The organism is Bacteroidota bacterium, from assembly GCA_021300195.1.
Classification (GTDB): Bacteria; Bacteroidota; Bacteroidia; order J057; family JAJTIE01; genus JAJTIE01.
Genome location: JAJTIE010000021.1, coordinates 1 through 25,354 on the forward strand (window position 1 = coordinate 1; position 25,354 = coordinate 25,354).

The 25,354-nt window shown below is 58.8% G+C and carries 26 protein-coding genes; 11 read left to right on the plus strand and 15 right to left on the minus strand.

Annotated elements, in window-relative coordinates; translation table 11 throughout:
* The 3 genes from LW884_05650 to LW884_05660 all read left to right on the plus strand — a co-directional run.
* A partial coding sequence (locus LW884_05650) for a hypothetical protein (GenBank protein MCE3007817.1) occupies positions 1–201 on the plus strand: 201 nt, incomplete at its 5' end.
* Between the two features lie 630 nt (positions 202–831).
* Entirely contained in the window at positions 832–1,590 is a 759-nt protein-coding gene (locus LW884_05655) for a hypothetical protein (GenBank protein MCE3007818.1), read from the plus strand.
* A complete protein-coding gene (locus tag LW884_05660; GenBank protein MCE3007819.1) occupies positions 1,562–2,653 on the plus strand; it encodes a c-type cytochrome in 1,092 nt (363 codons plus the stop codon). The genes LW884_05655 and LW884_05660 overlap by 29 nt, the downstream gene beginning before the upstream one ends.
* A gap of 138 nt (positions 2,654–2,791) precedes the next feature.
* Here LW884_05660 and LW884_05665 read toward each other — a convergent pair whose 3' ends face one another.
* The 8 genes from LW884_05665 to LW884_05700 form a co-directional block, all read right to left on the minus strand.
* The gene (locus LW884_05665; GenBank protein ID MCE3007820.1) at positions 2,792–4,006 is read right to left on the minus strand and encodes an acetyl-CoA C-acetyltransferase; all 1,215 of its coding nucleotides are present in this window, start codon (positions 4,004–4,006) and stop codon (positions 2,792–2,794) included.
* A gap of 41 nt (positions 4,007–4,047) precedes the next feature.
* On the minus strand, positions 4,048–4,770 hold the full coding sequence (locus LW884_05670; GenBank protein ID MCE3007821.1) for an IseA DL-endopeptidase inhibitor family protein: 723 nt from the start codon (positions 4,768–4,770) through the stop codon (positions 4,048–4,050).
* A 128-nt stretch (positions 4,771–4,898) separates the two neighbouring features.
* On the minus strand, positions 4,899–5,252 hold the full coding sequence (gene rplS / locus LW884_05675; GenBank protein MCE3007822.1) for a 50S ribosomal protein L19: 354 nt from the start codon (positions 5,250–5,252) through the stop codon (positions 4,899–4,901).
* A gap of 189 nt (positions 5,253–5,441) precedes the next feature.
* Positions 5,442–6,128 (minus strand): tRNA (guanosine(37)-N1)-methyltransferase TrmD, encoded by a 687-nt coding sequence (trmD, locus tag LW884_05680; protein MCE3007823.1) that lies wholly within the window; start codon positions 6,126–6,128, stop codon positions 5,442–5,444.
* On the minus strand, positions 6,118–7,065 hold the full coding sequence (locus LW884_05685; GenBank protein ID MCE3007824.1) for a rhodanese-related sulfurtransferase: 948 nt from the start codon (positions 7,063–7,065) through the stop codon (positions 6,118–6,120). The genes trmD and LW884_05685 overlap by 11 nt, the downstream gene beginning before the upstream one ends.
* An 83-nt stretch (positions 7,066–7,148) precedes the next feature.
* Positions 7,149–7,481: a multidrug efflux SMR transporter gene (locus LW884_05690; GenBank protein MCE3007825.1), complete on the minus strand. Its 333-nt coding sequence runs from the start codon at positions 7,479–7,481 to the stop codon at positions 7,149–7,151.
* Between the two features lie 192 nt (positions 7,482–7,673).
* A complete protein-coding gene (locus LW884_05695) occupies positions 7,674–9,149 on the minus strand; it encodes a lipopolysaccharide biosynthesis protein (protein MCE3007826.1) in 1,476 nt (491 codons plus the stop codon).
* A gap of 60 nt (positions 9,150–9,209) precedes the next feature.
* Entirely contained in the window at positions 9,210–9,566 is a 357-nt protein-coding gene (locus LW884_05700) for a hypothetical protein (protein ID MCE3007827.1), read from the minus strand.
* Positions 9,567–9,715: 149 nt separating this feature from the next.
* Here LW884_05700 and LW884_05705 point away from each other — a divergent pair, with 149 nt between their 5' ends.
* Complete coding sequence (locus tag LW884_05705) at positions 9,716–10,543, plus strand: tetratricopeptide repeat protein (protein MCE3007828.1); 828 nt, start codon at positions 9,716–9,718, stop codon at positions 10,541–10,543.
* On the opposite strand, the gene LW884_05710 is transcribed toward LW884_05705, so the two are convergent.
* The 3 genes from LW884_05710 to LW884_05720 form a co-directional block, all read right to left on the minus strand.
* Complete coding sequence (locus LW884_05710; protein MCE3007829.1) at positions 10,540–10,959, minus strand: alkyl hydroperoxide reductase; 420 nt, start codon at positions 10,957–10,959, stop codon at positions 10,540–10,542. The genes LW884_05705 and LW884_05710 overlap by 4 nt on opposite strands.
* Positions 10,960–11,030: 71 nt before the next feature.
* The gene (locus tag LW884_05715) at positions 11,031–12,398 is read right to left on the minus strand and encodes a PhoX family protein (GenBank protein MCE3007830.1); all 1,368 of its coding nucleotides are present in this window, start codon (positions 12,396–12,398) and stop codon (positions 11,031–11,033) included.
* A 175-nt stretch (positions 12,399–12,573) separates the two neighbouring features.
* Entirely contained in the window at positions 12,574–13,362 is a 789-nt protein-coding gene (locus LW884_05720; GenBank protein ID MCE3007831.1) for a DUF4905 domain-containing protein, read from the minus strand.
* A gap of 36 nt (positions 13,363–13,398) precedes the next feature.
* Between LW884_05720 and LW884_05725 the strand changes: the two genes are divergently transcribed.
* Positions 13,399–14,271, plus strand: a complete 873-nt coding sequence (locus LW884_05725) for a flavin reductase family protein (GenBank protein ID MCE3007832.1) — start codon at positions 13,399–13,401, stop codon at positions 14,269–14,271.
* Here LW884_05725 and LW884_05730 read toward each other — a convergent pair.
* Positions 14,245–14,865, minus strand: a complete 621-nt coding sequence (locus tag LW884_05730) for a hypothetical protein (protein ID MCE3007833.1) — start codon at positions 14,863–14,865, stop codon at positions 14,245–14,247. The genes LW884_05725 and LW884_05730 overlap by 27 nt on opposite strands.
* Positions 14,866–14,956: 91 nt before the next feature.
* Between LW884_05730 and upp the strand changes: the two genes are divergently transcribed.
* The 5 genes from upp to LW884_05755 all read left to right on the plus strand — a co-directional run bounded on the left by upp (position 14,957) and on the right by LW884_05755 (position 19,205).
* Positions 14,957–15,619, plus strand: a complete 663-nt coding sequence (gene upp, locus LW884_05735) for a uracil phosphoribosyltransferase (protein ID MCE3007834.1) — start codon at positions 14,957–14,959, stop codon at positions 15,617–15,619.
* 6 nt (positions 15,620–15,625) lie between these two features.
* Positions 15,626–16,087, plus strand: a complete 462-nt coding sequence (locus tag LW884_05740) for a hypothetical protein (protein MCE3007835.1) — start codon at positions 15,626–15,628, stop codon at positions 16,085–16,087.
* 77 nt (positions 16,088–16,164) lie between these two features.
* Positions 16,165–17,604, plus strand: coding sequence for a hypothetical protein (locus tag LW884_05745; GenBank protein MCE3007836.1), 1,440 nt, complete (start codon positions 16,165–16,167; stop codon positions 17,602–17,604).
* Between the two features lie 64 nt (positions 17,605–17,668).
* Positions 17,669–18,703, plus strand: coding sequence for a DHH family phosphoesterase (locus LW884_05750; GenBank protein ID MCE3007837.1), 1,035 nt, complete (start codon positions 17,669–17,671; stop codon positions 18,701–18,703).
* The gene (locus tag LW884_05755) at positions 18,693–19,205 is read left to right on the plus strand and encodes an FKBP-type peptidyl-prolyl cis-trans isomerase (protein ID MCE3007838.1); all 513 of its coding nucleotides are present in this window, start codon (positions 18,693–18,695) and stop codon (positions 19,203–19,205) included. Before LW884_05750 ends, LW884_05755 begins: the two co-directional genes overlap by 11 nt.
* A gap of 157 nt (positions 19,206–19,362) precedes the next feature.
* Here the strand turns inward: LW884_05755 and LW884_05760 are convergent, their stop codons facing one another.
* Positions 19,363–20,664: a pyruvate dehydrogenase complex dihydrolipoamide acetyltransferase gene (locus tag LW884_05760; protein MCE3007839.1), complete on the minus strand. Its 1,302-nt coding sequence runs from the start codon at positions 20,662–20,664 to the stop codon at positions 19,363–19,365.
* Between the two features lie 183 nt (positions 20,665–20,847).
* Here LW884_05760 and sucC point away from each other — a divergent pair, with 183 nt between their 5' ends.
* Complete coding sequence (gene sucC / locus LW884_05765) at positions 20,848–22,062, plus strand: ADP-forming succinate--CoA ligase subunit beta (protein MCE3007840.1); 1,215 nt, start codon at positions 20,848–20,850, stop codon at positions 22,060–22,062.
* 190 nt (positions 22,063–22,252) lie between these two features.
* Here sucC and LW884_05770 read toward each other — a convergent pair whose 3' ends face one another.
* Positions 22,253–23,980, minus strand: a complete 1,728-nt coding sequence (locus tag LW884_05770) for a Na+:solute symporter (GenBank protein ID MCE3007841.1) — start codon at positions 23,978–23,980, stop codon at positions 22,253–22,255.
* 154 nt (positions 23,981–24,134) lie between these two features.
* Positions 24,135–25,304, minus strand: a complete 1,170-nt coding sequence (locus tag LW884_05775) for a DUF1573 domain-containing protein (protein MCE3007842.1) — start codon at positions 25,302–25,304, stop codon at positions 24,135–24,137.
* Positions 25,305–25,354 lie beyond the last annotated feature (50 nt).

Sequence of the window (25,354 nt, forward strand, 5' to 3'; positions counted from 1 at the left end):
CGTAACCATATTAATGGTATTGAAAGCTTTTGGAGCTACGCCAAGGCTAAGCTAGCCAGATACTATGGTATACGAAGGCAAGATTATGCTATTTATTTAAAAGAAATCGAATTTTGTTTTAATTTGCGTGGTGGAAATGTGGAAAAGGCTCTTCTTGAAATTATTGATTGGCGAGCCTTTTCCACCATTTCCACACGCTAGGCATCACCAACAGAGGAGTTTTTTATAGAAAAAATAACAACTTCTAAGAAAACCTGCTAGTCAAGCCCCCCTGCATTTAATCTTTCACTAAATTTGCGCTTGAATATGCGAAAGCGGCTTTCCATCATCTTCAGCTTGCTTTACCTGCTGGTTATGCTGGGTCCTGCGTTGCCGTACCTGGCTTTTAGAGCCAATCAAGCGTTTATAACCAGAACATACTGTGCAAATCTGGATAGGCCTGAACTGAACTGCAAGGGACACTGCTATTTTATGAGCAAACTAAGGCAGGCACAGCCGAATGAAGAACAAAAGGCACCACCTGTCATTCAATACGTCCAAGAGTATATAGCGCCAACCCACATACAGATACCTATTACCCCTGTAGTACGGCTGCCGCATACCGGTGCCCCGCTACCCTTGCTGCCTAACAGGCAGGGTGTGCCAGACACACCACCACCCCAATGAGTATAAAACCCCGACCAGGAGCCCCTGGTCAACATCCGGGTAGCTAGCCAGCCTACATACCCCCCTTACTGCGTATGCCTGCACCTGCCAGGCTGCACGGCGGTGTGCAACCGATTCAGTGGTCGGATCGCACGCTAATTTCTCTCAATCTTCACTTAAAAAATCATGAAAAAAGCGACACTATATACAGCTGCCGTAGCGGTAGCATTCTTGCTCTCTTGTGCCCGGGATGAGGATAATAAGCCCCAAGAGCCTGCGGCAACGCATGCGGAGCTCCTCCTGGATAGCCACTTAAAGTGGGGTAGTGCCCCCCTTGAGACGCAAACCCTGCTGGTAAGCACGGGAGAAGACAGCCTAAGCCTAGACTATGCCGGCATGTATTTGACCGACTTTGTGCTAATCCAAGAAGACAATACCGAACTGCCACTCAGCGGGCAGGTAATTCTGCTGAAAACCGGATCAGAACAGGCATTTAGCCTGGGCCAGGTACCAATTGGCACGTACAAAGGTGTGCGTTTCAGTGTAGGGAGTGCGGCACTGAACACCAAGCAGCCCATAGACTACGAAAGTGGCCCGCTGGCCCTGCAAGATCCGGGCATGTGGTGGACATGGAACTCAGGTTACATCTTTATGCGCCTGGACGGCTGGGTGGATATGGATGGCGATGGGGTGGCGAGTGATGACAACAGCCCCCTTACCCTGCACCTGGGCACTAATAACTTTGCGATGCCCGTCAGCAGCCTGGAGACAACCTCCTTTGTAATCTCGGCCGATGGCCACAATACCCTACACATGAATGTGGACCTGCGTGAACTGCTAAATGGGGTAGACCTGGCCACCGAGCGGGTAACCCACACCGGAAATAACCTACCCCTGGCCAATAAGATAAAGACTAATGTACCGAGCGTATTCTCAGCAGAATAGCCCGCTGCTACAGCCGGGCAAATGGCTGCTGGCAGCCCTGGTGTGTATCCACGCACTGGGCTGCCAGCGGGCCGGCCCGCTGCTAAGCGAACCCGATACCCCCCAGGCAGATGAGCCGTATCCATTCTATCAACCCGAAAATTTCCCTGAAGCCACCTTTCCAGATGATAATAGACTGACAACCAGTCGAGTAAACCTGGGCAAAAGGCTATTTTTTGACCCGGTGCTTAGCCGAGATGGAAGCATCTCCTGCGGCAGTTGCCACCTGCCCGAGAAGGCCTTTACCGACGGACGGCAGCTGAGCGCAGGGGTAGCTGGCAGGCTGGGTATGCGAAACGCACCTAGCCTGGTGAACATGGCCTTTCTTCCTCGCTTCTTCAACTGGGATGGTGGAACCCCTAGCCTGGAGCTGCAAGCACTGGTGCCCCTGGAAAGCCACCTGGAAATGGACTTGCCGGTACACGAAAGTGTGGAGCGACTACGGGCCGACCCGGACTATGTGGAACGATTTAGAATGGCTTACGGCACAGAGCCCACAGTGGGTAGCCTAACACGTGCCCTGGCCGCCTATACCCGCACACTGGTAAGCGCAGATAGCCGGTATGACCAGTACGTACGCAGTGGCAACCAAAGCCACCTGACGGACGCAGAACTGCGTGGCATGGAGCTATTTAACAATGAAAAGGGAGACTGTTTTCACTGCCATGGTACCGACCTCTTTACCAGCAACGGCTTCCATAATACGGCGATAACCGCTACGATAGGGGACCGTGGCCGGGGACAGATAACCCTAAACGCGCGAGATGATGGCAAATTTAAGGTACCTAGCCTGCGGAATGTGGCCCTGACGGCACCCTATATGCACAATGGCAGCATGGCTACGCTGGAGGAAGTAGTACGCCACTATAACCGAGGGGGGCATGCCGAAAATCCGAACAAGGACCCCCTAATGCGGCCCCTAAACCTATCGGAACAGGAGATAGTGGACCTGGTTGCCTTTTTGAACGCACTAACGGACGAGGAATTTCTGGAACGCCATCGCCAGGACAATCAACAGCCTTAGCCGGTGATACAGCTACAGGCTAGCAAGGAAGCCGCCCTGCTGGCCCGCTTGTATGTTGCTTACGCTGGGAATGCGCATTCCTACGCGCTGACCGGCTTAATAGTAGGTGGTGCCAGGCGGGTAGTACCACGCCTGTAGCTATATCCGTTCAATGATGGTGGCAATGCCCATGCCTGCGCCTATGCACATCACAGCCATACCGGTAGCCTGGCCGCGCAGCTCCAGCTCATCCAGCAGGGTGCCCAGCAGCATGCCGCCCGTGGCCCCCAGCGGGTGGCCCATGGCAATGGCGCCGCCATTCACGTTCACTCTATCCGCATCCACCCCGGTGTGATGCAGAAAGTAAAGCACCACGCTGGCAAAGGCCTCGTTTACCTCTATCAGGTCCACATCCGGCAGCTGCATACCCGCCAGCTTAAGGGCCTTGTGGGCGGCGGGCACGGTGCCTGTCAGCATCAGCAGGGGGTCGCTGCCCACCACTGCCCAGCTGCGGATGCGCGCCCGAGGCCGGAGTCCATATTGGTTAACGGCATTGGCTCCGGCAATCAATAAAGCCGAGGCCCCGTCCACAATGCCGCTGCTGTTTCCGGCAGTGTGCAGGTAGTGTATGGGGGCCAGGTCGGGGCGCTGGGCCAGGGCAGCCTTGTCATAGCCGTGCTGCTCGGCATATTCGCGAAATACCAGGGGCAGCTGCCCCAGGCTCTCCACGGTGCTTTCCGGGCGGATGATCTGGTCGGTTTCGAGTAGGATCTGTCCGCTTGTATCCCGTACCGGGATTATGCTCCGGAATCGCCCGTCCCGGGTTGCCCCGGCTGCCCGCTGGTGCGAACGCGCCGCCCAGGCATCGGCCTCGGCGCGCGATAGGCCCAGCTCGGTAGCAATCAGCTCTGCCGATACACCCTGGGGCAAAAAAGTATGCGAAACGAGCTGCGAGGCCGGGGAGCCGACGTAAAACGCCCCGCCGTCGGCACCCAGGGGCACGCGGCTCATACTCTCTATACCCCCGGCTATGGCCAGCTGCTGCATGCCGCTCATGATGCCAGCTGCTGCCTGGTGTACGGCTTCGAGTGCCGATCCACAAAAGCGATTGAGGGTAACGCCTGCCACGGCGCTGGGCCAGCCAGCCTCCAGGGCTACCAGCTTGGCCAGGTCTCCCCCCTGCTCCTGCACTTGGTCTACGCAGCCCAGCAGTACGTCCTCTACCACAGCGGGATCTAGCTGCGCACGCTGCTGCAGGGCATGCAGCAGCTGCACGCCCAGCTGGTGGGCAGGTACGTCTCGCAGGGCTCCCTTCTCGCGGTGGCCCCGCCCCCTGGGCGTGCGCACCGCATCTATAATGTAGGCGTTGGGCATTTTCGTTGTCTAGGTTGGGTGCGCTTTACATCAGGTGCCGTTTATTCAGCACCTGCCTCTCCCGAGAGCTGATTGCGCAGGCGCTGTAGATCCGCATCATTGGCCACAGCGTTGCCAGATGCTTCGGCCTCGGCCCGCAGGGCTATCTCGCCCACAGAGAGGTCTAGCAACCAGCGGCCCCCTCCGGGGTTGTAGAAGCTGATGGGGTAGATCTTTTCTTGTCCATTTTGGGTTATCCGGGCGTGTATCAGGCGTTTAGCACTGTCTTCAATCTTGGTTTCAAACGTAGCGCGGCTCAGGTCGGGCAGCGTGTAGGCAATTGGTTCGCTGATAACAAACCTTCCGTCCACGGTATCTGCATTCAGGCTTAGTACAAAGCGCTCTACAGCATCGGGGCTGTACACGGGGGCCAGATAGGCTTGTATTTTGGCAGGCGTATTGCAGTCGGCCCCCATCACAATGTAGCCCGACTGAGTAAGGGCATCTTTGTATGCGTATCCCCCGTTTCCACCTTTTAGTATCCAGTCTGTCCGGCTGATTGCAGCAGCCAGTACGGCCCGTGCCGAGTCTGGCGACAGCGGGGCTGCGGGTTTCCCCTTCAGCTGGCTAGCCAGGTTCTGTATCTCGGCATCGCGAACGCGGGCTATGCTGTCTTGCCTGCGCTGCTCGGCCTCCAGCCGGGCACGGGTAGAGGGGCGGGTGCAGGCAGCAGCGGCCAGTAGCACCACTACACATACTGTATGGATATATGGGGGACGATACATGATGATGAGTAGCCGGAAATGACGCAGAACCGCAGCGAAGCGCACAGAAAAAGCAGGAAAATATAGACAAAAAAAATGCAGGTGCCATTTGACACCTGCATAAACCGTTTCTTTTTTGAGTGGGCAGCTTATTTGCCAGCAACCAGCTCCTTGATACGAGAGGATTTGCCAAAGCGCTGACGCTGATAGAAGATGCGTCCGCGGCGAACCTTGCCCAGGCGGGTTACTTCTATTTTCTCCACGTTTGGGCTGTGTATGGGGATGATGCGCTCAACGCCTACGCCGTTGCTTATTTTGCGAACGGTTACGGTCTCGGTGCTGCCGGTACCCCTGCGCTGTATTACCACGCCCTCAAACTGCTGAATGCGCTCCTTGTTACCCTCCACTATACGCTGATGTACATTGATGGTATCGCCGGCCCGAAACTGGGGAATCTCGGCATTTACGTACTGGGCCTGTACCAGGTTGATCAGATCTTCCATTGTCTTTTTCTTTTCGAACCGAAAAATGAGGGGCAAATATAAGGATAAAATCTGCGGATTTTCTTCCAAGTGGTTCGGGCGCGTGTTTTTTTTGCCTTTCCGTATCTGGGGCTTCCGGGTGCTCGCTCTTTCCTGCCAGCGCGGAACCGGGGGGAGCAGGTAGCTCTGGCTGCTTTCGGGGTCGTTTAGTTACCCTTCTTCCTCTGCCAGCAGGTCGGGCCTTAGTCGCCGGGTTTTGGCCAGGGCCTGGGCGTGCTGCCATTCGGCAATCTTTTGAAAATGGCCGGAACGTAGTACCTCGGGCACGGCCTGCCCCTCCCACTCGGCAGGGCGTGTATAGAGGGGGGCCTCCAGCAGTCCATCCTGAAAGCTGTCTTCCAGGGCGCTGCTCTCGTCGCCCAGCACGCCGGGCAGCAGGCGGCCTATGGCATCTATCAGCACCAGGGCGGGCAGCTCACCACCGCTCAGCACATAGTCGCCCAGGCTGATGTTTCGGGTAACAAACGTATCGCGCACCCGCTGGTCTACCCCCTTGTAGTGGCCGGCCAGTAGCAGCAGGCTCTGCTTCAGGCTCAGCTGGTTGCACAGGGCTTGTGTCAGGGGTTCTCCGTCGGGGGTCAGGTAGATTACCTCGTCGTAGCTGCGCTGCTGCTGCAGGTGGCGTATGGCGCGGGCAATAGGCTCTACCATCAGCACCATACCAGCCTGTCCGCCATAGGGGTAGTCATCTATCTGGCGGTGCTTGCCCTCGGCATAGTCCCTTAGGCCATGCACCCCTACGGTCAGGAGCCCCTTCTGCTGGGCACGCTTCAGGATGCTGTGCTGCAGCGGGCTTTGCACCAGCTCGGGCAGGGCGGTCAGCAGGTCAATGTGCATCCGTCTGGTTCACAAATTGCTTGCTGTTTATGCCCCGGTAGTAGGCCCCCCGGCCGTCATACACCCGTCTGCGCTCGCTGTGCATACAGGCGGTGGAGCAGCAGCCCTCGTGCGCCTCGGCACAGCTGTGGCACACCAGCACATGGGTATTGCAGTCTGCGTTGGCACAGTTCAGCATATGCTCGGTGGGGCTGCCACACAGGCTACAGTGGCCCACTACCGTGGGGTTTACCCGGTTTACGGGCACCACCACCCGGCCATCGAACACGTAGCAGGCGCCCTCAAAGTCTTCGCCGTCTGCCTCGTGCCCATAGCGCACAATGCCGCCATGCAGCTGGCGTACATCCTTGAAGCCCCGCTTGAGCAGCAGGGCCGATACTTTCTCGCACTTGATGCCGCCGGTGCAGTAGGTTACGATGGGTCTGTCCTTCAGGTGCTCCAGCTCGTCCAGCTTATCGGGCAGCTCGCGAAAGTTATCGATATCCAGCGTGAGCGCACCCTTGAAGTGGCCCAGCTCGGTTTCGTACCGGCTGCGCGCATCCAGGATCACCACCTCGCCGGGGTCCTTCAGCAGCTGGCGCATTTCTTCCGGCTCTATATAGGCACCGCTTTCTTCCCAGGGCTTCAGCTCCTCGGGGGCACTCAGGTTTACAATTTCGTTCTTCAGGCGCACATGCAGCTTGTAGAAGGGCAGCTCGTGGTGCGCATCTACCTTGAACTCTATACCCCTAAACTGAGGGTGCTGCTGCATGGCCTGCATATAGGCCTGTGTGGCAGCTACCGTACCGGCCACCGTGCCATTCAGGCCCTCGTGTGCCACCAGGATGCGGCCCAGCAGGCCCAGCTGGGTGCACAGCTGCTGCTGATCGGCCACAATGGCTGCGGGATCATCCAGCGGCGTGAAATAGTAATAGAGCAAAATCTGATACGGATTCATGCTGCAAAGATACGATTTAGGCACGTGTGTAGGGGCCCCGGTAGCACATGTGGGTTGGCATCTCGGGCTTTGTGGCAGGCTGCCTAGTGCCCGGTGCGCCCACTCGTGCTCAGCTGTATAGCCAGGATGCCGAGTAAAACCAATACAATGCCCAGCAGCTGGAGCCGGCTGATGTGCTGCCGTAGCCAGATGGCATCCACCAGCAGGGTAAGGATGATGGCAGCCGCAGACCATACGGCATAGGCCACATTTACCTGCATCCGCTGCAGCACCAGCGACAAAAAGTAGTAGGCACCCCCATAGCCCAGTACAATGAACGGGATAAGCCACCAACGCCCGAAACCGTTGGCGTACTTGAGGCTATAGGTGCCTATAGTCTCCAGGCATATGGCAAATGCGAGGTGGAGCCACTTCATAGGGATGTTGCATGAGGCTGCCACGGCCTCCCACTTCCGCCTGGGCAGCCGTACTACAAGGTAATCAAATTTTCGGTAAGCATCGTCTATCAAACGAACCCTACAGGACCTGGCAGGGATAAGCGTGGCACCCGGGTGCGCATACCCACAGCCCATTGCATGCAAAGCACGCGACCATACAAATATCCCCCCCTAGCCCTGCCTATGCCTGGGGGTGGGCAGTAGCCGACGGATCAGGCCATTCAGCTCCTCGCTAATGTGCAGCCGGTATACCAGGGGCAGGTATATGCCTGCCACTACGGCGCTTTTCCAAAAAAGGTCGGCCAGCCAGTGAAAGGAAGGCAGCCACCAGGCCACGGCCCCACCCACCAGCACCGCCACCACCAGCCTAAGGTGCGCGGGCACAAAGGGCTGCAGACCGTAGAAGCGGTATAGCCAGGCCGATTTCAGCAGGTTGGTACACGCCATGCTGAGCAGGGTAGCCAGTGCTGCACCCCGCATGCCCCACAGGGGGATCAGCAGCAGGTTGGCCCCCAGGGCCAGCAGCAGCAGCAGCAGATTGCTGTACAGCTCATACACATACTTCCTCGATGTATTGAGTAGATAGTGATTTACCCCAAAAAGAATATTTAGCCACATGGAGGCGGCCAGAAGGTAAAACACATCGAAAAAAGCCGCATAGGAAGGCTTGAGCAGGTGGCCAGCCAGTGCATCCCGGTTGGCCAGCACCAGCAGCAGCAGCAGGCTGCACAGGGTGGTGTTTACCAGGCTGCTCTGCACATATATGCGCCTTAGGTAGGGCATATCCATGCGCTGCCAGGCCTGTGCCACCAGTGGGAGGCCGATCCGGAGAAAAGCCCTGCTGGGTAGGGCGATGGCCGTGGCCATGGCAATAAACAGACTGTAATAGGCCACTTGGGCCTCGCCCACCAGGCTGCCGATCATGATCTTATCCAGCTCGAACACCAGGATGATGCTGCCTGCAGAGGCAAGGCTATGCAGGCTGTAGCGCAGCAGGCCGCGCCGCTCGCGGGGCCGTAGCGGGGGGGCTGCAGGCTGCCACAGCAGCAGCCGTGCCCGCCGCCAGATGAAGAACAGCAGCAGCAGGTGCAGCCCCAGATAGGCGTACACAAACATATGGAAATGAAGCAACTGCATGGCATACAGCAGCAGCAACAGTGTAATACCCAGGCGCAGGCCCACCTCGCGCAGGAACAGGGGCACACTGGTCTGCAGGTTGGACTGTAGGATGGCCTCGAGCATACCCACCACAGCCAGCACCATGCCCAGGGCAAGGGCTATGGGGTAATATGCCAGAAACAGGGGCGACCTGGCCTGCAGCAGGTGGTGGGCCACGGGCCACAGCAGCAGGTAGGCCACGGCCAGCGGCAGCGCCACGCGCAGCAGCGTACGGGCCAGAAAGCGGTAAAGGGCGGCTAGCCGCCCCTGCCTGCTGAATTTTGGGTAGTAGCGGAGCAGGCCACTGCTCAGCCCGAAGAGGATAACAACACTCAGCAGCATGGCTACGCTATTGGTCAGCTGTATGTATCCTACCCGCTCATCCTCCATCAGGCGGGGCATCAGGAACATGACATTCAGGATACCCAAGCCCGCCCCGGCATAGGAGAGCAGGGTGTTTTGGATAGACTGGCGGATAATGATGCCCATCAGAATGACAGCTCGGTGAGGGCCAGCTCGGTGAAGAATCGGTTGGTATCTACCAGCAGGTTATGGTGCAGCATGGCATCGTTTGGCAAAGTGAGCTGGCCAGGGCTTCAGTACACAGCACAGGGCGTCTATCCAGCGCTGTAGGGCCTCGGGGCGGTGTTTCCCACCTATCCGGAAGGGCTGGAAGAAGTGGCAACGCAGCAGCTCCTGCCTGGCTTCTACAAAACGCACCTGGCGGATGGGCGTAAGCCCTAGCGCACAGTAGCCAAACCGGAGGTAAACCCGCAGGCCGACCCAGTCCCAGTCAAAACTGTCAAAATCTATCACATCAGCTAACCGGTGGCTATACTTGCCTGTCTTTTCGTGGTAAAAGACCGGGCTAGTATTGATCCAGTCATTGACTGCTACTGCCTCCATGTGTGCCAAATTTGTCGCAATATAGGATTTAAGCTGTCTGCGGGGGGGGGGTGGCAGCGGTATTGCACAAATGAGCAGAAGACTGCGTTGTAAGAGATAACTATTCATCTGGCTCCTCCGGTCATCAAAAAGACAAGCACATGCAGGGAATGGTTTTACTAATCTTGCTCTACTACCTGCTGGCAGCGCGGCTACGGCAGGAGGAGGCCATGCGCACGCGCTATGCCCGGCAGCTCTTTCTGTCGGCCCGCTACTACCTGGAGCACAGCCAGTTTCTGCTTGCCATACGCCGATACGACCGACTAATAGCCCTCTACCCAGACAATCCCACCTACTACCTGGAGCGGGGCCTGGCCTATGTGCGCAGCCAGCAGCCCGAGGCAGCCCTGGCCGACCTGAAACACATAGACGGTAGCCAGATAGAGGACACCAGTTTTCACCAGCTGATGGGGTTGCTCTTTCTGAAACTGGCGGACTATCCGGCTGCGCGCCTGGCGGCAGACCGAGCGCTACGGGCGGACCCACACAACCCCGAGGCCCTGTTTACCCTGGCCCTATCGGCCCTGTACAACGGGGATGCCGAAGAGGCAATTGAGCGATTTGCTCAACTGACGGAGGACTATCCGGAGCGGGCCATCTACTGGAACCACCTGGGTATGGCCCTGTATGCCCACAACCGGGCAGAGGAGTCTCTGGTGGCCTTTAACGAAGGCGTGGAGCGGGCCGACGACCCCGAAGAGCGCAGCACCATCCTGAGCAACCGGGCAGAGGTGCTACTAACACTGGGGGCAGCCCCACAGGCGCTGGATGATAGTAATCGGGCTATATCGCACAACGAGCGGAACGCAATGGCACACTGGCAGCGCAGCAGCCTGCTGCTGATGCAGGGCCGGTGGGCCGAAGCCTTCGCACAGGCCGAAGTGGCCTGCGTGCTGGAATATGAGGCGGACTGGCTGGCCTATGTGTATCCCAACTAGTGGGGTGCCCGGTGGTGCCGGTAGGCATCCCATAGCATAAGGCCAAAGGGAAACCACCAAATAAGGTCATTCGGGATCAGTGCATAGCCAAACTGCGGATAGGTCATTCCTACCAGCCAGTGCGCGGCAAAGCCCAGCGGACCCAGCACCTTGCCCAGCAGGCCCACAGCCACCATAGGCCAGTGGCGAATATAGTCTGCAGCTGCCCACCAGTAGCCCAGGCCATACACCCCAATGACCATGCCCATACCCTGCCACACCATGGGGTAGTCTATCTCGGGTATGCCCAGCAGCCTGAAAAACTGCTGTGGAAACAGCCCCACCCACAGGCCCCACAGGATGTTGTACACCGCAGCAATGCGGAGCACGGTGCGCAGCCAGGGACGTGAGGGGGCAGGTGGGTGGGCGTTTTGCATGATCCCAAAATAGAGATTCTTTTCTTTCGGCCCGCGCCAGGCACACAATAGCCGCCCACTAATCTCAGAAGCTAGTGTGCAAATCCACTGAGTACAATCGTGGTATCGAGCCAGAATGGGCGGGGGTTTCCGGGGTCGGGATGCTGCAGGTTAATAAACAGATGCTGATAGTCGGGCGTAAAACAGCTACCCGTGGTTTCTGCCCCCGGGGGTGCAACTAGCAGCCGGTTCAGGTCGTCTACCCGTGGGTTTTCCAGGCGCAGGTTCAGCACATACACCTCGTTGTAGTATTGGCCGCTGGCGTAGGCCGGCACCCGCCCGTTATCTGGCTCATTGATGTCTTCGTGGATGATGAGGAGGTGGCGCAGGGAGTCGTAGCACAGGTTGTCCGGGTTTGCCAGGTGGTTGGCACCCTGGGTGGCAGGCCCTCCCTCCAGGTAGGGCCGGATGTGGAGGCGGGTGGTATCGAATACCAGAATGCGGCCATAGAGGTCTCGAAAACGCCCCCCCTGCTGGTAGGGCTCCAGGTGCGCAGCCGGCCTTCCGCCCATGCGTATGGCTGCCTGCAGATCTACATCGGTCTTGCCGGTTTCGGTCAGCAAGATGCGCCCATCTGGCAGCAGCACCAGGTCTTCCAGCCGGAGAAAAAAACTGGCACCGAGGCTCAGGGCTGTGCGGCGTGCCTCCGCCAGTGCCTCATAGTCCGGCGGCAGGGGCAGCCAGCGCCCGCCCGCCCCCTGCTGCTGGTAGGCGTAGAGCCTGCCACTGCTTAGGTCGCGAGGCCTGTGGGCCACAAACTTGAACAAGATGCCGGGGGCGTAGTCGTCCAGCAGATACACCGTGCGCTCGTCTGCTAGCAGCAGGGCTCCCTCGTGGCTGAAACGGCCCATGGCCGTACGCTTGCCCAGCACTCGGCCAGTTCCAACCTCTACTTCCACCATCCACCCATACTGCTGGTAGGCCGGGTGGCCCTGGTACAGGCTGGTGTCGCATAGGCCCTGGCCCCCCAGGCATAGTTCGGCATTGCTGGCAGGCTCATACTCTTCGCTAGTAAGCACCGTACCCCATGGGGTGGCTGTGCCCAGGCAGTTGTTCCAGCTGCCGCGTACAGGCGAAAAATCCACTGCCCTCGGGGGTTCCGTTTGTACCCACTGCCGGCCCCTGTGCGCCAGGGTCAAAATACTTGCGCCGCCGCCATCGCCCAGCACGGGGTCGGGGCCGGTGCTTTCATGATTGATCCACAGATACCCCTGCTCGCTACCGTTCAGGGGCAAATAGGCCATAAAATCGAGCTTACCCTTGCTGTGTGCTGGCCGCCCATTCAGCCATACCGTATCGCCAGCCTGGAACAGAACCTGTAGCTGTAGCTCGCTGGGATAAACAATACCCGAAGCAGAAAAACTTGTATCGACTGGCGTAAAGGGTAGCTGCGAACTCAAACGACTGAGTAGGCAACAAAAAAACAACAGAAGCCGCAGGTGCAAGGTCATAATCATTCCCTGCCAAGGGTACCGCTGCCAGGCATGAGCAGACAGCCAAATATAAAGCGAAAAACCACACAAAAGCGCGGCACTGCGGCCCGGGCACCCACAGCCCGCTCCAACCCCTGCGGCCCTACCACCGGGAGAGTGGCAGCAGGGCCAGTGCCCGGTCGTCCTGCACGTACACCAGGTGGTGCTGCCAGACGAAGAAACTGTCGATGCCTATTTTTTCGCGCCCCTGGTATAGCGTAGCACGCTGTAGTTCGGCGCCGGCATGCAGCACCAGCAGCTCGGCCGTGTAGTGTGCGGGCTGTGTGCCTTGCTCCGCTTGCCCTGCACGCAGGGCACACCAGATCTCGTAGGGCCCCCAGCTCAGGTACTCCAGCTGCAGGGCGGGCTCATAGTCCAGCCAGGGGCGCACACGGGCCACCAGCTGGGGCCACAGGGCATCGGTATACACGGCTGTGCCCGGAAAGTGCTGCTCCGGCAGCGGGTATGGGTTGGGGTCTGGCCGCCGTGGGCGGCCGGTGCCTGGGTGCAGGTGCACTGCCTGGCCCTGGCCATCGGCACACCACAGCCCAGTGGCACTCAGGCTGCGCAGCTGTAGCTCGGGCTGCTCCCACAGCTTTTTGCCCGTGCGGCAGGCATAGGCCGCCAGGTGCCGCTGGGTAGGGCTGCCCGGGTGGGCATAGCCATGTGTGTACAGGCAGCTGTGGCCTACGGCGCGCAGGCCGCGCCACCAGTCCTCAGTAGGCAGCAGCCGGGGCCTGCCCCGCAGGGGCAGCCAGGCATAGCCCACCTGGCGGGCTGCTACATCCCGCAGCTCTACCCCCAGGCCCCGCCTGCCCGCCCGCACCTGCCAGATGCGCCCCGGGAGGGGGTACAGCCGGGGCAGCAGGGGGGCAGCAGGGGCCAGTAGCATGATGCAAAGATGCAGAGAGATCCCTAACTTGCAGGCATGAACTTTCGCTCTATTAACCCGACCGAAACACCCCTGCGCGAGCGTTATGCCTATCTGACTGGTGTAATTGGCCCCCGGCCCATTGCCCTGGCCAGCACCCTGGACCGAGCCGGTAACCCGAACCTGGCACCCTTCAGCTACTTCAACCTGTTCAGCGCCCAGCCCCCCATCGTCATCTTCAGCCCAAACCGAAGCGGACGGACCAACGAGCTGAAGGACACAGCTCGCAATGTGATAGAAACCGGCGAAGTAGTAATCAACCTGGTAAGCCACGCCATTGTGGAGCAGCAGAACCTAGCCAGCTGTGAGTATCCCCGTGGGGTAAATGAGTTTGAGAAAGCGGGGCTTACACCCCTGGCCAGCACGGTGGTAAAGCCCGCACGGGTGGCCGAAAGCCCCGCCCAGCTGGAGTGCACCGTGCGCGAGGTAATGATGCTAGGCACCACCGGCGGCAGCGGCGTGCTGGTGATATGCGAGGTAAAGATGATCCACCTGATGGAGGCCGCCCTGGACCCCGCCAGCGGAGCCATAGACCCCCACCAGCTAGACCTGGTAGCCCGCATGGGCGGAAACTGGTACTGCCGCGCCCAGGGCGACGCCCTGTTTGAGGTAGAAAAGGCGGTAGACAAGACCGACCTGATCGGCATAGATGCCCTGCCAGCCCACATCCGCAATAGCGAGATACTGAGTGGGAACGACCTGGGCAAGCTGGCCAACCGCAGAGACATACCCACCCCACACGCCCCGGGAGCCAGCCTGACCGAAGGCCTGAATGGCCGCGCAAGCTACCACCGGCGTGCACAGGCCCTGCTAGCCGATGGCCAGGTAGAGGCTGCCTGGCAGCTACTCCTCTCGCCCAATGCCCAGTAGAATGCGGTTCAGCGTAGCGGTTACGCCCCGCACGTGGTTGTCTATCAGCGCATAGCTGCGGTCCAGCACGCGCAGATATTCAAGCGTCAGCTGGTCTCGCGGGTAGTAGTACAGGTCCTCCAGCCGCCGCCGGTCCAGGTAGAAGTCGTACACCTGATAGTTATATCCGTCGGGCGTAAAGGCTATGCGGATGTTGTACTCGATCCGCACACGTACCTCGTAGATGAGGGGCTGTAGCCGTCCGCGTGCCAGGATAACCGTGGCATCGGTATGTACCGTATCGAAGGACAAAATATCGCTCAGCTGGGGGTGCCTGCCTATAAAGCGGGCTGCCTCCAGGAAGTAGGCTACGCGGTGATGATCCGGGTTATAGATCTCGCGCTGATACAGAAAGCGGCCCAGGCTGGTATCCAGCGGCATAGGCACCACGGGCCGCGTGCCATGCGTGGGCTGGGCGCACAGGCTACCGCCACCGGCCAGCAGCAGCAAGCCGCACACCAGCAGGCACGCACAGGCCTGGCAGCCCTGCATCCTGGCACCTGGCCTGCCAGCTGTGCTATTGGCCGCTGTACGGGCTGTGGCATGCCGCCCCATGGGCTTAAACTACGCGAAAATTGGCCGATGGATAGCACCTATCGGCAAAAAAAATCCTGGCACGATGCCCCCCACCCGATTACCTTTGTGCATGGCTACTGTTACAAACCTGGACCTCCAGCCGGGCATGCTACACAGCTGGATGGCCGAGCTGCGCAGCACCGCCATCCAGCAAGACCGCCAGCGATTTCGGCACAACCTGCAGCGTATTGGCTTCCTGCTGGCCTACGAAATCAGCCGCACACTCGCCTATACGCCCAGTGAGGTAACCACCCCGCTGGGCAGCCTGCAGCTGCCACAGCTGCCTGCCCAGCCCGTACTGGTGAGCATCCTGCGGGCAGCCCTACCCATGCAAGAGGGCTTTCTGCAGGTGTACGACCAGGCCGACTGTGGCTTTGTGGCCGCCTATCGGAATCCGCTGGGCGAAGAAGCCTTTGAGATAAGCGTGGACTACAGCAGCTGCCCGAACCTGGCAGGCCGCTGCCTGATGCTGCTAGACCCCATGATAGCCACCGGACGCAGCATGGTGGCCTGCTACCGGCAGCTGGGCCAGTATGGGCAGCCCGCCCAGCTGTATGTGGCGGGGCTGATAGCCAGCAGCGAGGGGCTACACCTGCTACAGCGCCAGCTGCCGCCGCACACACACATCTACGTAGCGGCAATAGATGACGAACTGACAGCCAAAAGCTACATTGTGCCCGGCCTGGGTGATGCGGGCGACCTGGCTTTTGGCAGCAAGGAAATCCATAGCTAGGAGCCGGTGCAGTTTCTTCTCTACCTCTCGGTACTGCTCCTGTCGGGCTTTAAGTTTCTGCCGGCAGTGGCACTCAGCCTGGCCTATGGCTTGGGCACAACCGAGCAAATGGTGCTTACGGGCCTGGGGGGCACGCTGGGGGTGGTGGTGTCCACCTATGGTGGCGACTGGATCCGCCGGTACTGGGCCCACCTGCACCACCGGCGCGGCCGCAGCCAGGCGGGCGTGCAGGGCCAGCCACAGCCCCGCAGGCGGGGGCAATACATCTGGCAGCGCTTTGGCCTGTGGGGTGTTAGCATACTGGTGCCCTTTCTTATGCCCCTGGTAGCCACCGGCATTGCCCTGGCCTTTGGCACCCCCAAGCGCAAAATCCTGCGCTATATGGTGCCCAGCATCCTCCTCTGGGCGGTGGCCTTTGCCCTGCTGGGCAGCCTGGTGCGCCCCCTGCTGGCTTATATCGGACTATAAGCCAGATAAAATGTGGAGTTGTGCAGCTATTCCAGAAATTCGTTTACTTTTGCAGAAAGCATAATTTCCATTTTACAATGAAGTACCTATTGGTATGCCTTAGCCTGCTCCTGGGTGCCGCACAGGCCCAACTGGTGGATGTAACCCAGCTGACCGCGGATAAAACAACGCGTATGTTCAGCGATGGCAAGAACACCGTAACCGGCTATGTAAACGCAGTAATAGAAGCACAGACAAACTGCTGCGGCAGAGATGACATTTTCCTCTCCTTCAAAACAGACGCACGGGGGTATGTAACAGATGTGCGCGTGCTGGCGGGCAAGAATGATTGCATCAAGCAATCGGTGGCCGACATTGTGCGCTACATACGCTGGACCCCCACGAATGACGAGGGCAAGCAAACCTTTATGCCCGTAAAAATCCGTGTACTGGAAGACTGCCCCGATAACAGGAAGAATGTATACGCCGCCATCAACCCACCTGCCGGATGGCAAGGGCCGGCTACCCTGGCCACGGCGGAAAGCCCGGCCAGCAACACGGCCACTACAACCGCTGCTACTACTACAGCCACCACCGGCACCGGCACCACCACTACGCCTGCTGCCACTACGGCTACGGGCAACACGGGCACTGTAGCAACTGCTACTACAGCCACCACCAGTACCAACACTACGGCTGCCAACACGGCCGCGAACAACACGGGCACTGTAGCAACTGCTACTACAGCCACCACCAGTACCACCGCTACTACTACTCCTAAAGCCACCACCGGTGCCACCACTACAACTGCTGCCACTACGGGCACTACTGCCACTACCACCCCTGTAGCGACGACCGGTGCCACAAAAACGGGCGCTACCACAACGGCCGCAAGCAACACGGGCACTACTGCCACTACTACTCCCAAGGCCGCCACCGGTGCCGCCACTACAGCTGCTGCCACCACGGGCACTACTACAGCCACTACCAACGAAATAGCCAAACTACCCGCAGGCGAAACGGATCAGCAGGGGAATTTCCGCGTGCCTACCGTTAGCCTCCCACCCCAGACGTATGACCGGACAGTGGGCAACCTGGAGCCCAATGAGAGCCACATCCGCACCGTGGCCAACTCGTCCGGGCCCAGCATACCCCGCCCCAGCTACCGCGGCGGCGAACCCGCCATGGGTGTGTACCTCCGCCAGGCCCTGCGCAAAGAGGGCGTGTGTGAGCTGGCACATGTGCTAGCCGAGCTGACCATCTCGCCCGACGGCAAGGTGGTGGACTACCGAGTGTTTGCCGCCAACAACGAAAAGGTGTACAACACCCTGCCCGGCATATTCCGGGGCATGGAGTTTAGCCCCACGGGCATATCGGTAGCCCAGTACTACTACCTGGAGTTCAAAACTGAGATGGTGTGCAGCGGCACAGAACGTACGGATCTGCGCAACGTGAAACCCTACCTGAACACCCCGGAAACCGCACAAAATGTGAACTTCATCAACACGGGCAGTGCCACAGCCCCCGCAGATGAGTAAAGATTGATGGATGATGTGACCAGAAAAGCGGAGCTAAACCCTCCGCTTTTTTTAATTTTACGGCATGTCGCTACAGGTATCGGAAAATATGGACGCACTGTATGTACGCCTGGCACACCCGGCGCACATCCTGATTACCACCCACCAGAAGCCCGATGGCGATGCCATGGGCAGCGGCCTGGCCCTGTACCACTACCTGCGGAACTTGGGGCAGCGGCCCGTATTCCTAAGCCCCACGCCCTATGCCGACTACTTCCAGTGGATGCCGGGGGCCGAACACACAGCCGTGTTTACCGATAACGAAACCCACTACCTGGACCAGATTGCCAAAGCGGATGTGATCTTCTGCGTCGACTTTGGCGAACTGCACCGCGCCACCAGCACCGTGGGCAGGGCTATCCATGAGAGCGCGGCGATCAAGGTGAACATAGACCACCACATCCTGAAAATGGGGCGCACCTTTGCCGAGTATAACTACCGCGACGTATCGGCTAGCTCCACCTGCGAGCTCATTTATGACTTCATCCAGCTGCATACCGGTAGCCGGCACCTGGATACCAACATTGCCACCTGCCTCTACACGGGCATACTAACCGATACGGGCTCTTTTCGCTACGAATGTACGACGCCCAAGGTGCACGATACGGTGGCCGACCTGCTGCGGTATCAGGTGGACATTGGGCAGGTAAACTTCCATCTGTTCAACAACTTCAGCGAGCACCGCACCCGCTTTATCGGCTATGCGCTATACCAGTGCCTACAGGTGCTGCCCGAGTATCGCACGGCCTATTTCCGCATCAGCCTGGAGGATCAGGAACGCTTCGGCCTGAAAGAGGGCGACACCGAGGGCCTGGTAAACTATGCGCTCAGCATACAGGGTATCAACTTTGGCGTACTGCTGAAGGAAACACCCGAGATGGTAAAGATGAGCTTCCGAAGCCTGGGTACATTCCCCACAAACGAGTTTGCCGCAAACTTTATGGGGGGGGGCCACCACAATGCCAGCGGGGGCAAGAGTGAGCTATCTCTGGCGGAAACGGAGCAAAATTTCCTACAGTTACTTCCACAGTTTCAATCCCAACTAGATTATGTACCCTAAGTTTTTACTATTGGCCCTGGTGCTCGTATGTGCACTGGGCTGCAAGCCCGACACCCAATCTGCCGATGCGGAGACCGTGGCCCTACCCGGACCGGATGCAAAATCCCAGGCCGGAGATAGCACAGGCCGCCCGCCCTACGCAATAGCGGACAGTAGCCAGATCGTAACCACGGCCAGCGGCCTGCAGTACTATGTGGTGAGCAAGGGGGCCGGCAATATACCCAAGCCCGGATACAGCATCCTGGCGCACTACCACGGCATGCTGGCCGATGGCAGTGTGTTTGACAGCAGCTTTGACCGAGGGCAGCCCTTCAACTTTACCCTGGGCCAGGGCCAGGTAATAAAGGGCTGGGACGAGGCATTTGGCCTACTGCCTGTGGGCACCCGGGCCATCCTGATTATACCCGCTGGCCTGGCCTACGGCGACCAGGACCGGCCCAACATCCCGGGCGGCTCTACCCTTTACTTCCACGTACAGCTGCTGGCAGCCAATCCTTCCTAGGGCCTGGCTAAATCTCACCCACAAAAAAGGGGCTGATCGGCCCCTTTTTAAGTAAAAATGAAGGGGCCAAGCGGCCCCTTATTTATTTGCAGGAGAAGGTGGACAAACCAGCTGTACGGCATGCCGGACGCGTACTGGCCAAGTGGCCTACACCCTGCTACAGCAGCATCCGCACCGGGTTTTCCAGCAGAAACTTCAGGGTCTGCAAGAATTCGCTGCCCGTAGCCCCATCCACCGCACGGTGGTCGCAGCTCAGCGTTACCCGCATCTGCTTTCCGGGTACCACCAGGCCATTCTTCACTACCGGCACCTCCTGTATGGCCCCCACGGCCAGGATGCAGGCATCGGGGGGATTGATAATGGCGGTAAACTCTTCGATGCCATACATACCCAGGTTGCTGATGGTGAAGGTATTGCCCTGAAACTCATCGGGCTGCAGCTGCTTGTTTCGTGCCCTGTCGGCCAGCAGTTTCACCTCACTGTTTATGTCGCCCAGGCCCTTTCGGTCTGTATGCCGGATAACGGGTACAATCAGCCCCTCTTCCACAGCCACGGCCACGCCAATGTGAATGTCGTGGTTATAGCGTATGCGGTCGCCTAGCCAGCTGCTGTTCACCTTTGGGTGCTTGCGCAGGGCCGTAGCACAGGCCTTCACCACCAGGTCGTTGAAGCTGATCTTGGTGTCCTCCTGCTTCAGCTGCTCGCGGAAGGCGGCAGCCCGCTCCATGTCAATCGGCATAGTGAGGTAGAAGTGCGGGGCACTGAACTTGCTCTCACTCAGGCGGCGGGCAATGGTTTTGCGCATCTGGCTGAGTGCCACGTCCTCGTACTGTGCATCTGGTGCGGGCACCAGGTGGGTGGGGGTGGCGGCGTGCCCAGCGGCGGGGGTGCCCCCTGCCTGCATGGCTGCTTCCACGTCTTTCTTCACGATGCGTCCGCCATCGCCACTGCCCTGCAGCCGTGCCAGGTCCAGGCCTGTTTCTTTGGCCATTGCCTTGGCCAGGGGGCTAGCCTTCAGGCGGCTGTCGGCCCCATCAACCTTAGCGGGGGGGGTAGCCACAGCGGTAGCTGAAGCCACAGCGGGGGTGGCGGCGGCAGCCGGGCTGCTGGCCGGTTCGGTAGGCTTTCCGCCCTTCGTCCGGGCGTTGTATTCGGCTAGAATGCCGCTTACGTCTTCGTCCTTCTTGCCGATGATGATCATCAGCTTGCCTACCGGTATGCCCTCGCCCACCTTGGCCCCTATGTGTAGCACCGTGCCGTCGTAGTAGCTTTCTACCTCCATGGTGGCCTTATCTGTCTCCACCTCGGCCAGCAGGTCGCCACTGGCTACGGTATCGCCCTCCTTCACGTGCCAGGCTGCTATTACTCCTTCCTCCATGGTGTCGCTCAGCAGGGGCATTTCGATGATATCTGCCATAATTTTTCGGTTATCCTTTTTCAGGGTGTATTTGTACCGCATAATTACAAAAAGCCCCGCATACGGCCTATACCTTGGCCTGCTTTACCCAAATGTTTTGGGTGCGGCGGCCAGGCACACTCGGCCTGTACAAGAATGAAGCGGCTGCTGATCCCGAAAAGCAGCGCCCGGGCTTTGCCTTTCCTCAAAATCTGCGTAAACTTGCTCTCCTTATTATCCACATCCATGAAACTGCACGAATACCAAGGCAAAGAGCTGCTAGCTCAATATGGCATCCCGATTCAGAAAGGCTTTGTGGCCGATACCGTAGACCAGGCGGTAGAGGTAGCCCGGAACCTGTATCCCACTACCAATGGCCAGGGGGCAGGCGACCACTTCTATGTAGTAAAGGCGCAGATTCATGCCGGAGGCCGTGGCAAAGGCGGCGGGGTGAAGGTAGCCAAGGGCCTGGACAAAATGAAAGAAGTGGCAAGCCAGATACTGGGCATGCAGCTGGTAACCCATCAAACCGGCCCCGAGGGCAAAAAAGTAAACAAGATTCTGATCGCCGAGGATGTGTTTTACCCCGGCCCCAGCGAGCCCAAAGAGTACTACCTATCCATCACCCTGGACCGCACCACCGGGCGAGATGTGATCATGGCTTCCTCCGAGGGGGGCATGGACATAGAAGAGGTGGCCGAAAAGACGCCCGAGAAGATCGTGAAGGAGTGGATTGATCCCCTGATCGGCCTGGGAGAATTTCAGGCACGAAAGATTGCCTTCAAGCTTGGCCTCGAGGGGCAGGCCTTCAAGAATGCTGTACCCTTCATCAAAAAACTGTACCAGGCCTACCAGGGTATAGATGCCAGCCTGCTGGAAATAAACCCGATGCTGAAGGCCAGCGATGACAAGATAATAGCCGTGGACTGCAAGCTGGACATTGAAGACAATGCCCTGTACCGCCACAAGGACTACCTGGAGCTGCGCGACATAACCGAGGAGGAACCCCTGGAAACCGAGGCCCGGGCCTATAACCTGAACTACATCAAGCTGGACGGAAACGTGGGCTGCATGGTGAATGGAGCCGGGCTGGCCATGGCTACCATGGACATGATCAAGCTAAGTGGCGGCGAGCCGGCCAACTTCCTGGACGTGGGCGGTGGCGCAAACCCCCAGACGGTAGAGGCTGCGTTTCGCATCATCCTGAAGGATCCGTCGGTAAAGGCAATCCTGATCAACATCTTCGGCGGCATTGTGCAGTGCGACCGGGTGGCAAACGGTGTGGTAGAGGCCTATAAGTCCATCGGCGAAATTCCGGTGCCCATCATCGTGCGCCTGCAGGGCACCAATGCCGACATTGCTGCCGACATTATCCGCAATTCCGGCCTGAAGGTAATTCCGGCTATTGAGCTGCGCGAGGCTGCCGCCGCCGTAACCAATGCCCTGAAGCAGAGCGTATAGCCCGCATTCAGCGTATATAGCCCAAAGACTGACCAGGAGGAGTAGCAATACTCCTCCTTTTTTTGTGCGCACTCCTGGCAGCCTGGCGGTAGCGCAAGATTCATCCAACCCGCAGGCTCAAGTATGGCATGCAGGCGGATTAGGCGGCACGATGGGCGGGATTCGCGGGTTGCCTACAGGCAAGAGGCCATCATGCAAACGGGTGCGAGCGGCTGCGCAGGCTCAGTGCTGCGAGCAGGCTACTCAATAGTGCGAGGGCCAGCAGGGTATAAGCATGGGGGAGGTCCAGCAGCAGGTGCCCAATGGCAAGCAGCCAGCTATAGGCCGCCACGATGGAGAGCAACCACCTACCGGCCAGGCGCAGGGTAGGCAGCCAGCCGGGCCCCCCTGGCCAGCTGCCCATGGGGCGCACACGGGCCTGAAAGGCTGCTAAAACCTTGGGATCTGTACGTGGCCCCAGCAGGGCCGCCAGCACCCAGCACAGGGTGGTGGCCAGGGCCGTGAGGACAAAAGGGTATGGCGCATGCAGTTCTGGGGCCAGCCAGCGCAGCAGGATCATCAGCACGATGGGGGTGGCCATAGCTACCAGCTCAGCCCAGGCATTTACGCGGTGCCAGTACCAGCGGGCTATCAGCACCCCACCCAGCCCAGCGCTGGCCTCGATGAGGAAGAGAAAAGCCTGGCCGAGCGAGTCCATAAAAAGGGTAACGAACATGCCCACCAGGGCCAGGCCCAGCGTAGCCAGGCGGCCAGCCCCTACCAGCTGCCTGGCCGAAAGGCCCGGCCGGGCAGGTGCATAGGCATCGTGTATCAGGTAGCTGGCGCCCCAGTTCAGCTGGGTGCTAATGGTGCTCATATAGGCTGCCAGAAAGGCCGCAAGCAGCAGACCCCGCAGGCCCTCGGGCAGGAAGTCGCGCATGGCCAGCACATAGCCCAGGCCGGGGTCGTCCAGCTGGGGGTATAACACCAGGCTGGCCAGGGCTACCAGGATCCACGGCCAGGGGCGCAGGCAGTAGTGCAGAATCTGAAAGATCAGGCTGGCCTGCTGGGCCTGTGCCTCGCCGCGCGTGGCCATTAGCCGCTGGGCTACATAGCCCCCCCCACCCGGCTCATTGCCCGGGTACCAGGCGGCCCACCACTGTAGCCCAAAGAAGCTGAGCAAACTAGCCAGGCTGATGCTCAGCACCTGTAGCCCGCTGGCCTGTGCGCCTACCTGTGGGAAGAACCAGAGCGCTGAAGACTGGCCGCTGGCCACCAGCTGAGCCTTCAGGCCGCTAATACCCCCTATCTGGCTACTGCCTAGCACCAGAAAGGCCAGCACAATGCAGCCCCCCATGGCTAGCAGGAACTGAAAGGCATCGGTAAGCACCACACCACGCAGGCCCCCTATGAGTGAGTAGACCGCGGTGAGCAGCAGCAGGCCAAAGGTCCACAGCCGTGCCTCGTCTGCCGCTATGCCAAAAAGACCCTGAAAGATCTTTACCAGGGCGAGGTTTACCCAGGCCATAATGACTGCATTGAGCAGCAGGCCAAAGTAGATAGCCTTAACTGGGCGCAGCAGGCGGGCACCTGGCCCACTGTAGCGGATGGAGACCAGCTCCACATCGGTGGTTATCTGGGCGCGGTGCCATAGCCGGGCAAAGAAGAAGGTGGTAAACATGCCACCCACCAGCATGTTCCACCACAGCCAGTTTCCACTTATTCCCTGCGTGCGCACCAGCTCAGTCACCAGCAGGGGGGTATCTGCGGCAAAGGTGGTGGCTACTATGCTGAGGCCAGCCAGCCAGGCGGGCAGCTGCCGTCCGCCCAGAAAAAACTCGCCCATACTACGCCCACTCTGCCTACTGGCATAGAGGGCTATACCCAGGCTCGCACCTACAAATGCAAGCAGAATGATCCAGTCCCAGATGGTAATCATAGGCCCTAATATGACACAAAAAAAGGGGACAGCTGTCCCCCTTTTTGTTTTTTTGTATCGGCCTGCATCCTGGTGCTTAGGAGCAAGGCTACATTCAGCGCTCAGCACATGTGTGGGCCAAACGGCTCATTGTGGCGGCTCCCGTTACCAGCCCTTAGTGGCTGTGGCCATCGTGGTTGCTATGGCCTTCTTCGCTCTCGGCACCCTCTTTCTCGATATTGCTCTTGATAACGAGGTTTATGACAGACTTGTCGGGGTCATTAGTTACCACCGTGATGCTTTTTTGCTGCTCACCACTTTTGCCAGAGGGGTTGAAGGTTACTACAATCTCGCTGCTTTCGCCCGGTGCCAGGGTAGTCTTGGTGGGGGTGGGGGCAGTGCAGCCGCAGCTAGCCTTTACCTTGCGTATCAGCAGCTCGCTCTTGCCCGTATTGGTAAAGGCGAACTTGTGGGTTACAGGGGTGGTAGCACCTATCTTTCCGAAGTCGTGGCTCTCTTCGGCAAAGCGTATATGGGCGGCATTTGCCTTCTGTGCCTCGGTCATGGCAGAGAAGTCTTCCTCAATCTTGGCCGAAACGTACAGGCGCTTCTGTGGGCGGTCGCTGTCGTTGGTTTCGATGGTGACGTTGTCGTGGATGAAATCCCAGTCATTTATTTTGCTGGCATCATAGGTAACCGTTACCTGCACAGAGTCTTTCGCCTTTACCACGGTTCCGTTGGCAATGCTCAGGCGGATATGCGTGGGGAGGGTAATGGTTTGGAGGGTTACATCCTTCTCACCCTGGTTGTATATCTTCATGCTTTGGGTCTTCTGCTTACCAGGCTGGGTGGTGCCAAAGGCTACGTGGTTGGTAGTATAGCGCAGGCTGCCATCCTCGAATGGGTAGAAGTCAGCTATCCCCTTGGGGCGGGCTGCAATATCGCCCTTAATGGTCAGCACCTTGGTGTCTACCAGGTTGTTATCTACGGCATTGCCCTCTTTATCCACGTTATCTGCCGTGGTGGCCCGCACGCTTATGGTTTTATTGAAGGCACCGGGCTTAACGTTGTAGCTGGCCTTTATGCTGCCCTTGGCACCCGGGGCCACTACTTCTTTCGTCCAGGTAGGGGTGGTGCAGCCACAGCTCGCCTTTACATACACCAGCTGCACCGGCTTGGTGCTTGTGTTGGTAAATTCGAACTCATGCTCGGGATTACCACCTTCCTCCTTCAGGTTTCCGAAGTCGTGGGTTTCGTTGTTAAACTTGATCAGATTGTTCTGGGCAAATAGGCCGCCCACAGCGAAGAGCAAGACAAAACAAGTAGCAAATACTTTTTTCATCATGGTATACATCATTTTGGTACGAATAAAAGAACTGAGTTTGGTTACAAAAA

Coding starts and splice junctions, on each gene's coding strand:
- LW884_05655 (MCE3007818.1), top strand. CDS start 832: ATGAAAAAAGCGACACTATATACAGCTGCCGTAGCGGTAGCATTCTTG.
- LW884_05660 (MCE3007819.1), top strand. CDS start 1,562: ATGTACCGAGCGTATTCTCAGCAGAATAGCCCGCTGCTACAGCCGGGC.
- LW884_05665 (MCE3007820.1), bottom strand. CDS start 4,006: ATGCCCAACGCCTACATTATAGATGCGGTGCGCACGCCCAGGGGGCGG.
- LW884_05670 (MCE3007821.1), bottom strand. CDS start 4,770: ATGTATCGTCCCCCATATATCCATACAGTATGTGTAGTGGTGCTACTG.
- rplS (MCE3007822.1), bottom strand. CDS start 5,252: ATGGAAGATCTGATCAACCTGGTACAGGCCCAGTACGTAAATGCCGAG.
- trmD (MCE3007823.1), bottom strand. CDS start 6,128: ATGCACATTGACCTGCTGACCGCCCTGCCCGAGCTGGTGCAAAGCCCG.
- LW884_05685 (MCE3007824.1), bottom strand. CDS start 7,065: ATGAATCCGTATCAGATTTTGCTCTATTACTATTTCACGCCGCTGGAT.
- LW884_05690 (MCE3007825.1), bottom strand. CDS start 7,481: ATGAAGTGGCTCCACCTCGCATTTGCCATATGCCTGGAGACTATAGGC.
- LW884_05695 (MCE3007826.1), bottom strand. CDS start 9,149: ATGGGCATCATTATCCGCCAGTCTATCCAAAACACCCTGCTCTCCTAT.
- LW884_05700 (MCE3007827.1), bottom strand. CDS start 9,566: ATGGAGGCAGTAGCAGTCAATGACTGGATCAATACTAGCCCGGTCTTT.
- LW884_05705 (MCE3007828.1), top strand. CDS start 9,716: ATGGTTTTACTAATCTTGCTCTACTACCTGCTGGCAGCGCGGCTACGG.
- LW884_05710 (MCE3007829.1), bottom strand. CDS start 10,959: ATGCAAAACGCCCACCCACCTGCCCCCTCACGTCCCTGGCTGCGCACC.
- LW884_05720 (MCE3007831.1), bottom strand. CDS start 13,362: ATGCTACTGGCCCCTGCTGCCCCCCTGCTGCCCCGGCTGTACCCCCTC.
- LW884_05725 (MCE3007832.1), top strand. CDS start 13,399: ATGAACTTTCGCTCTATTAACCCGACCGAAACACCCCTGCGCGAGCGT.
- LW884_05730 (MCE3007833.1), bottom strand. CDS start 14,865: ATGGGGCGGCATGCCACAGCCCGTACAGCGGCCAATAGCACAGCTGGC.
- upp (MCE3007834.1), top strand. CDS start 14,957: ATGGCTACTGTTACAAACCTGGACCTCCAGCCGGGCATGCTACACAGC.
- LW884_05745 (MCE3007836.1), top strand. CDS start 16,165: ATGAAGTACCTATTGGTATGCCTTAGCCTGCTCCTGGGTGCCGCACAG.
- LW884_05750 (MCE3007837.1), top strand. CDS start 17,669: ATGTCGCTACAGGTATCGGAAAATATGGACGCACTGTATGTACGCCTG.
- LW884_05755 (MCE3007838.1), top strand. CDS start 18,693: ATGTACCCTAAGTTTTTACTATTGGCCCTGGTGCTCGTATGTGCACTG.
- LW884_05760 (MCE3007839.1), bottom strand. CDS start 20,664: ATGCGGTACAAATACACCCTGAAAAAGGATAACCGAAAAATTATGGCA.
- sucC (MCE3007840.1), top strand. CDS start 20,848: ATGAAACTGCACGAATACCAAGGCAAAGAGCTGCTAGCTCAATATGGC.
- LW884_05770 (MCE3007841.1), bottom strand. CDS start 23,980: ATGATTACCATCTGGGACTGGATCATTCTGCTTGCATTTGTAGGTGCG.
- LW884_05775 (MCE3007842.1), bottom strand. CDS start 25,304: ATGATGAAAAAAGTATTTGCTACTTGTTTTGTCTTGCTCTTCGCTGTG.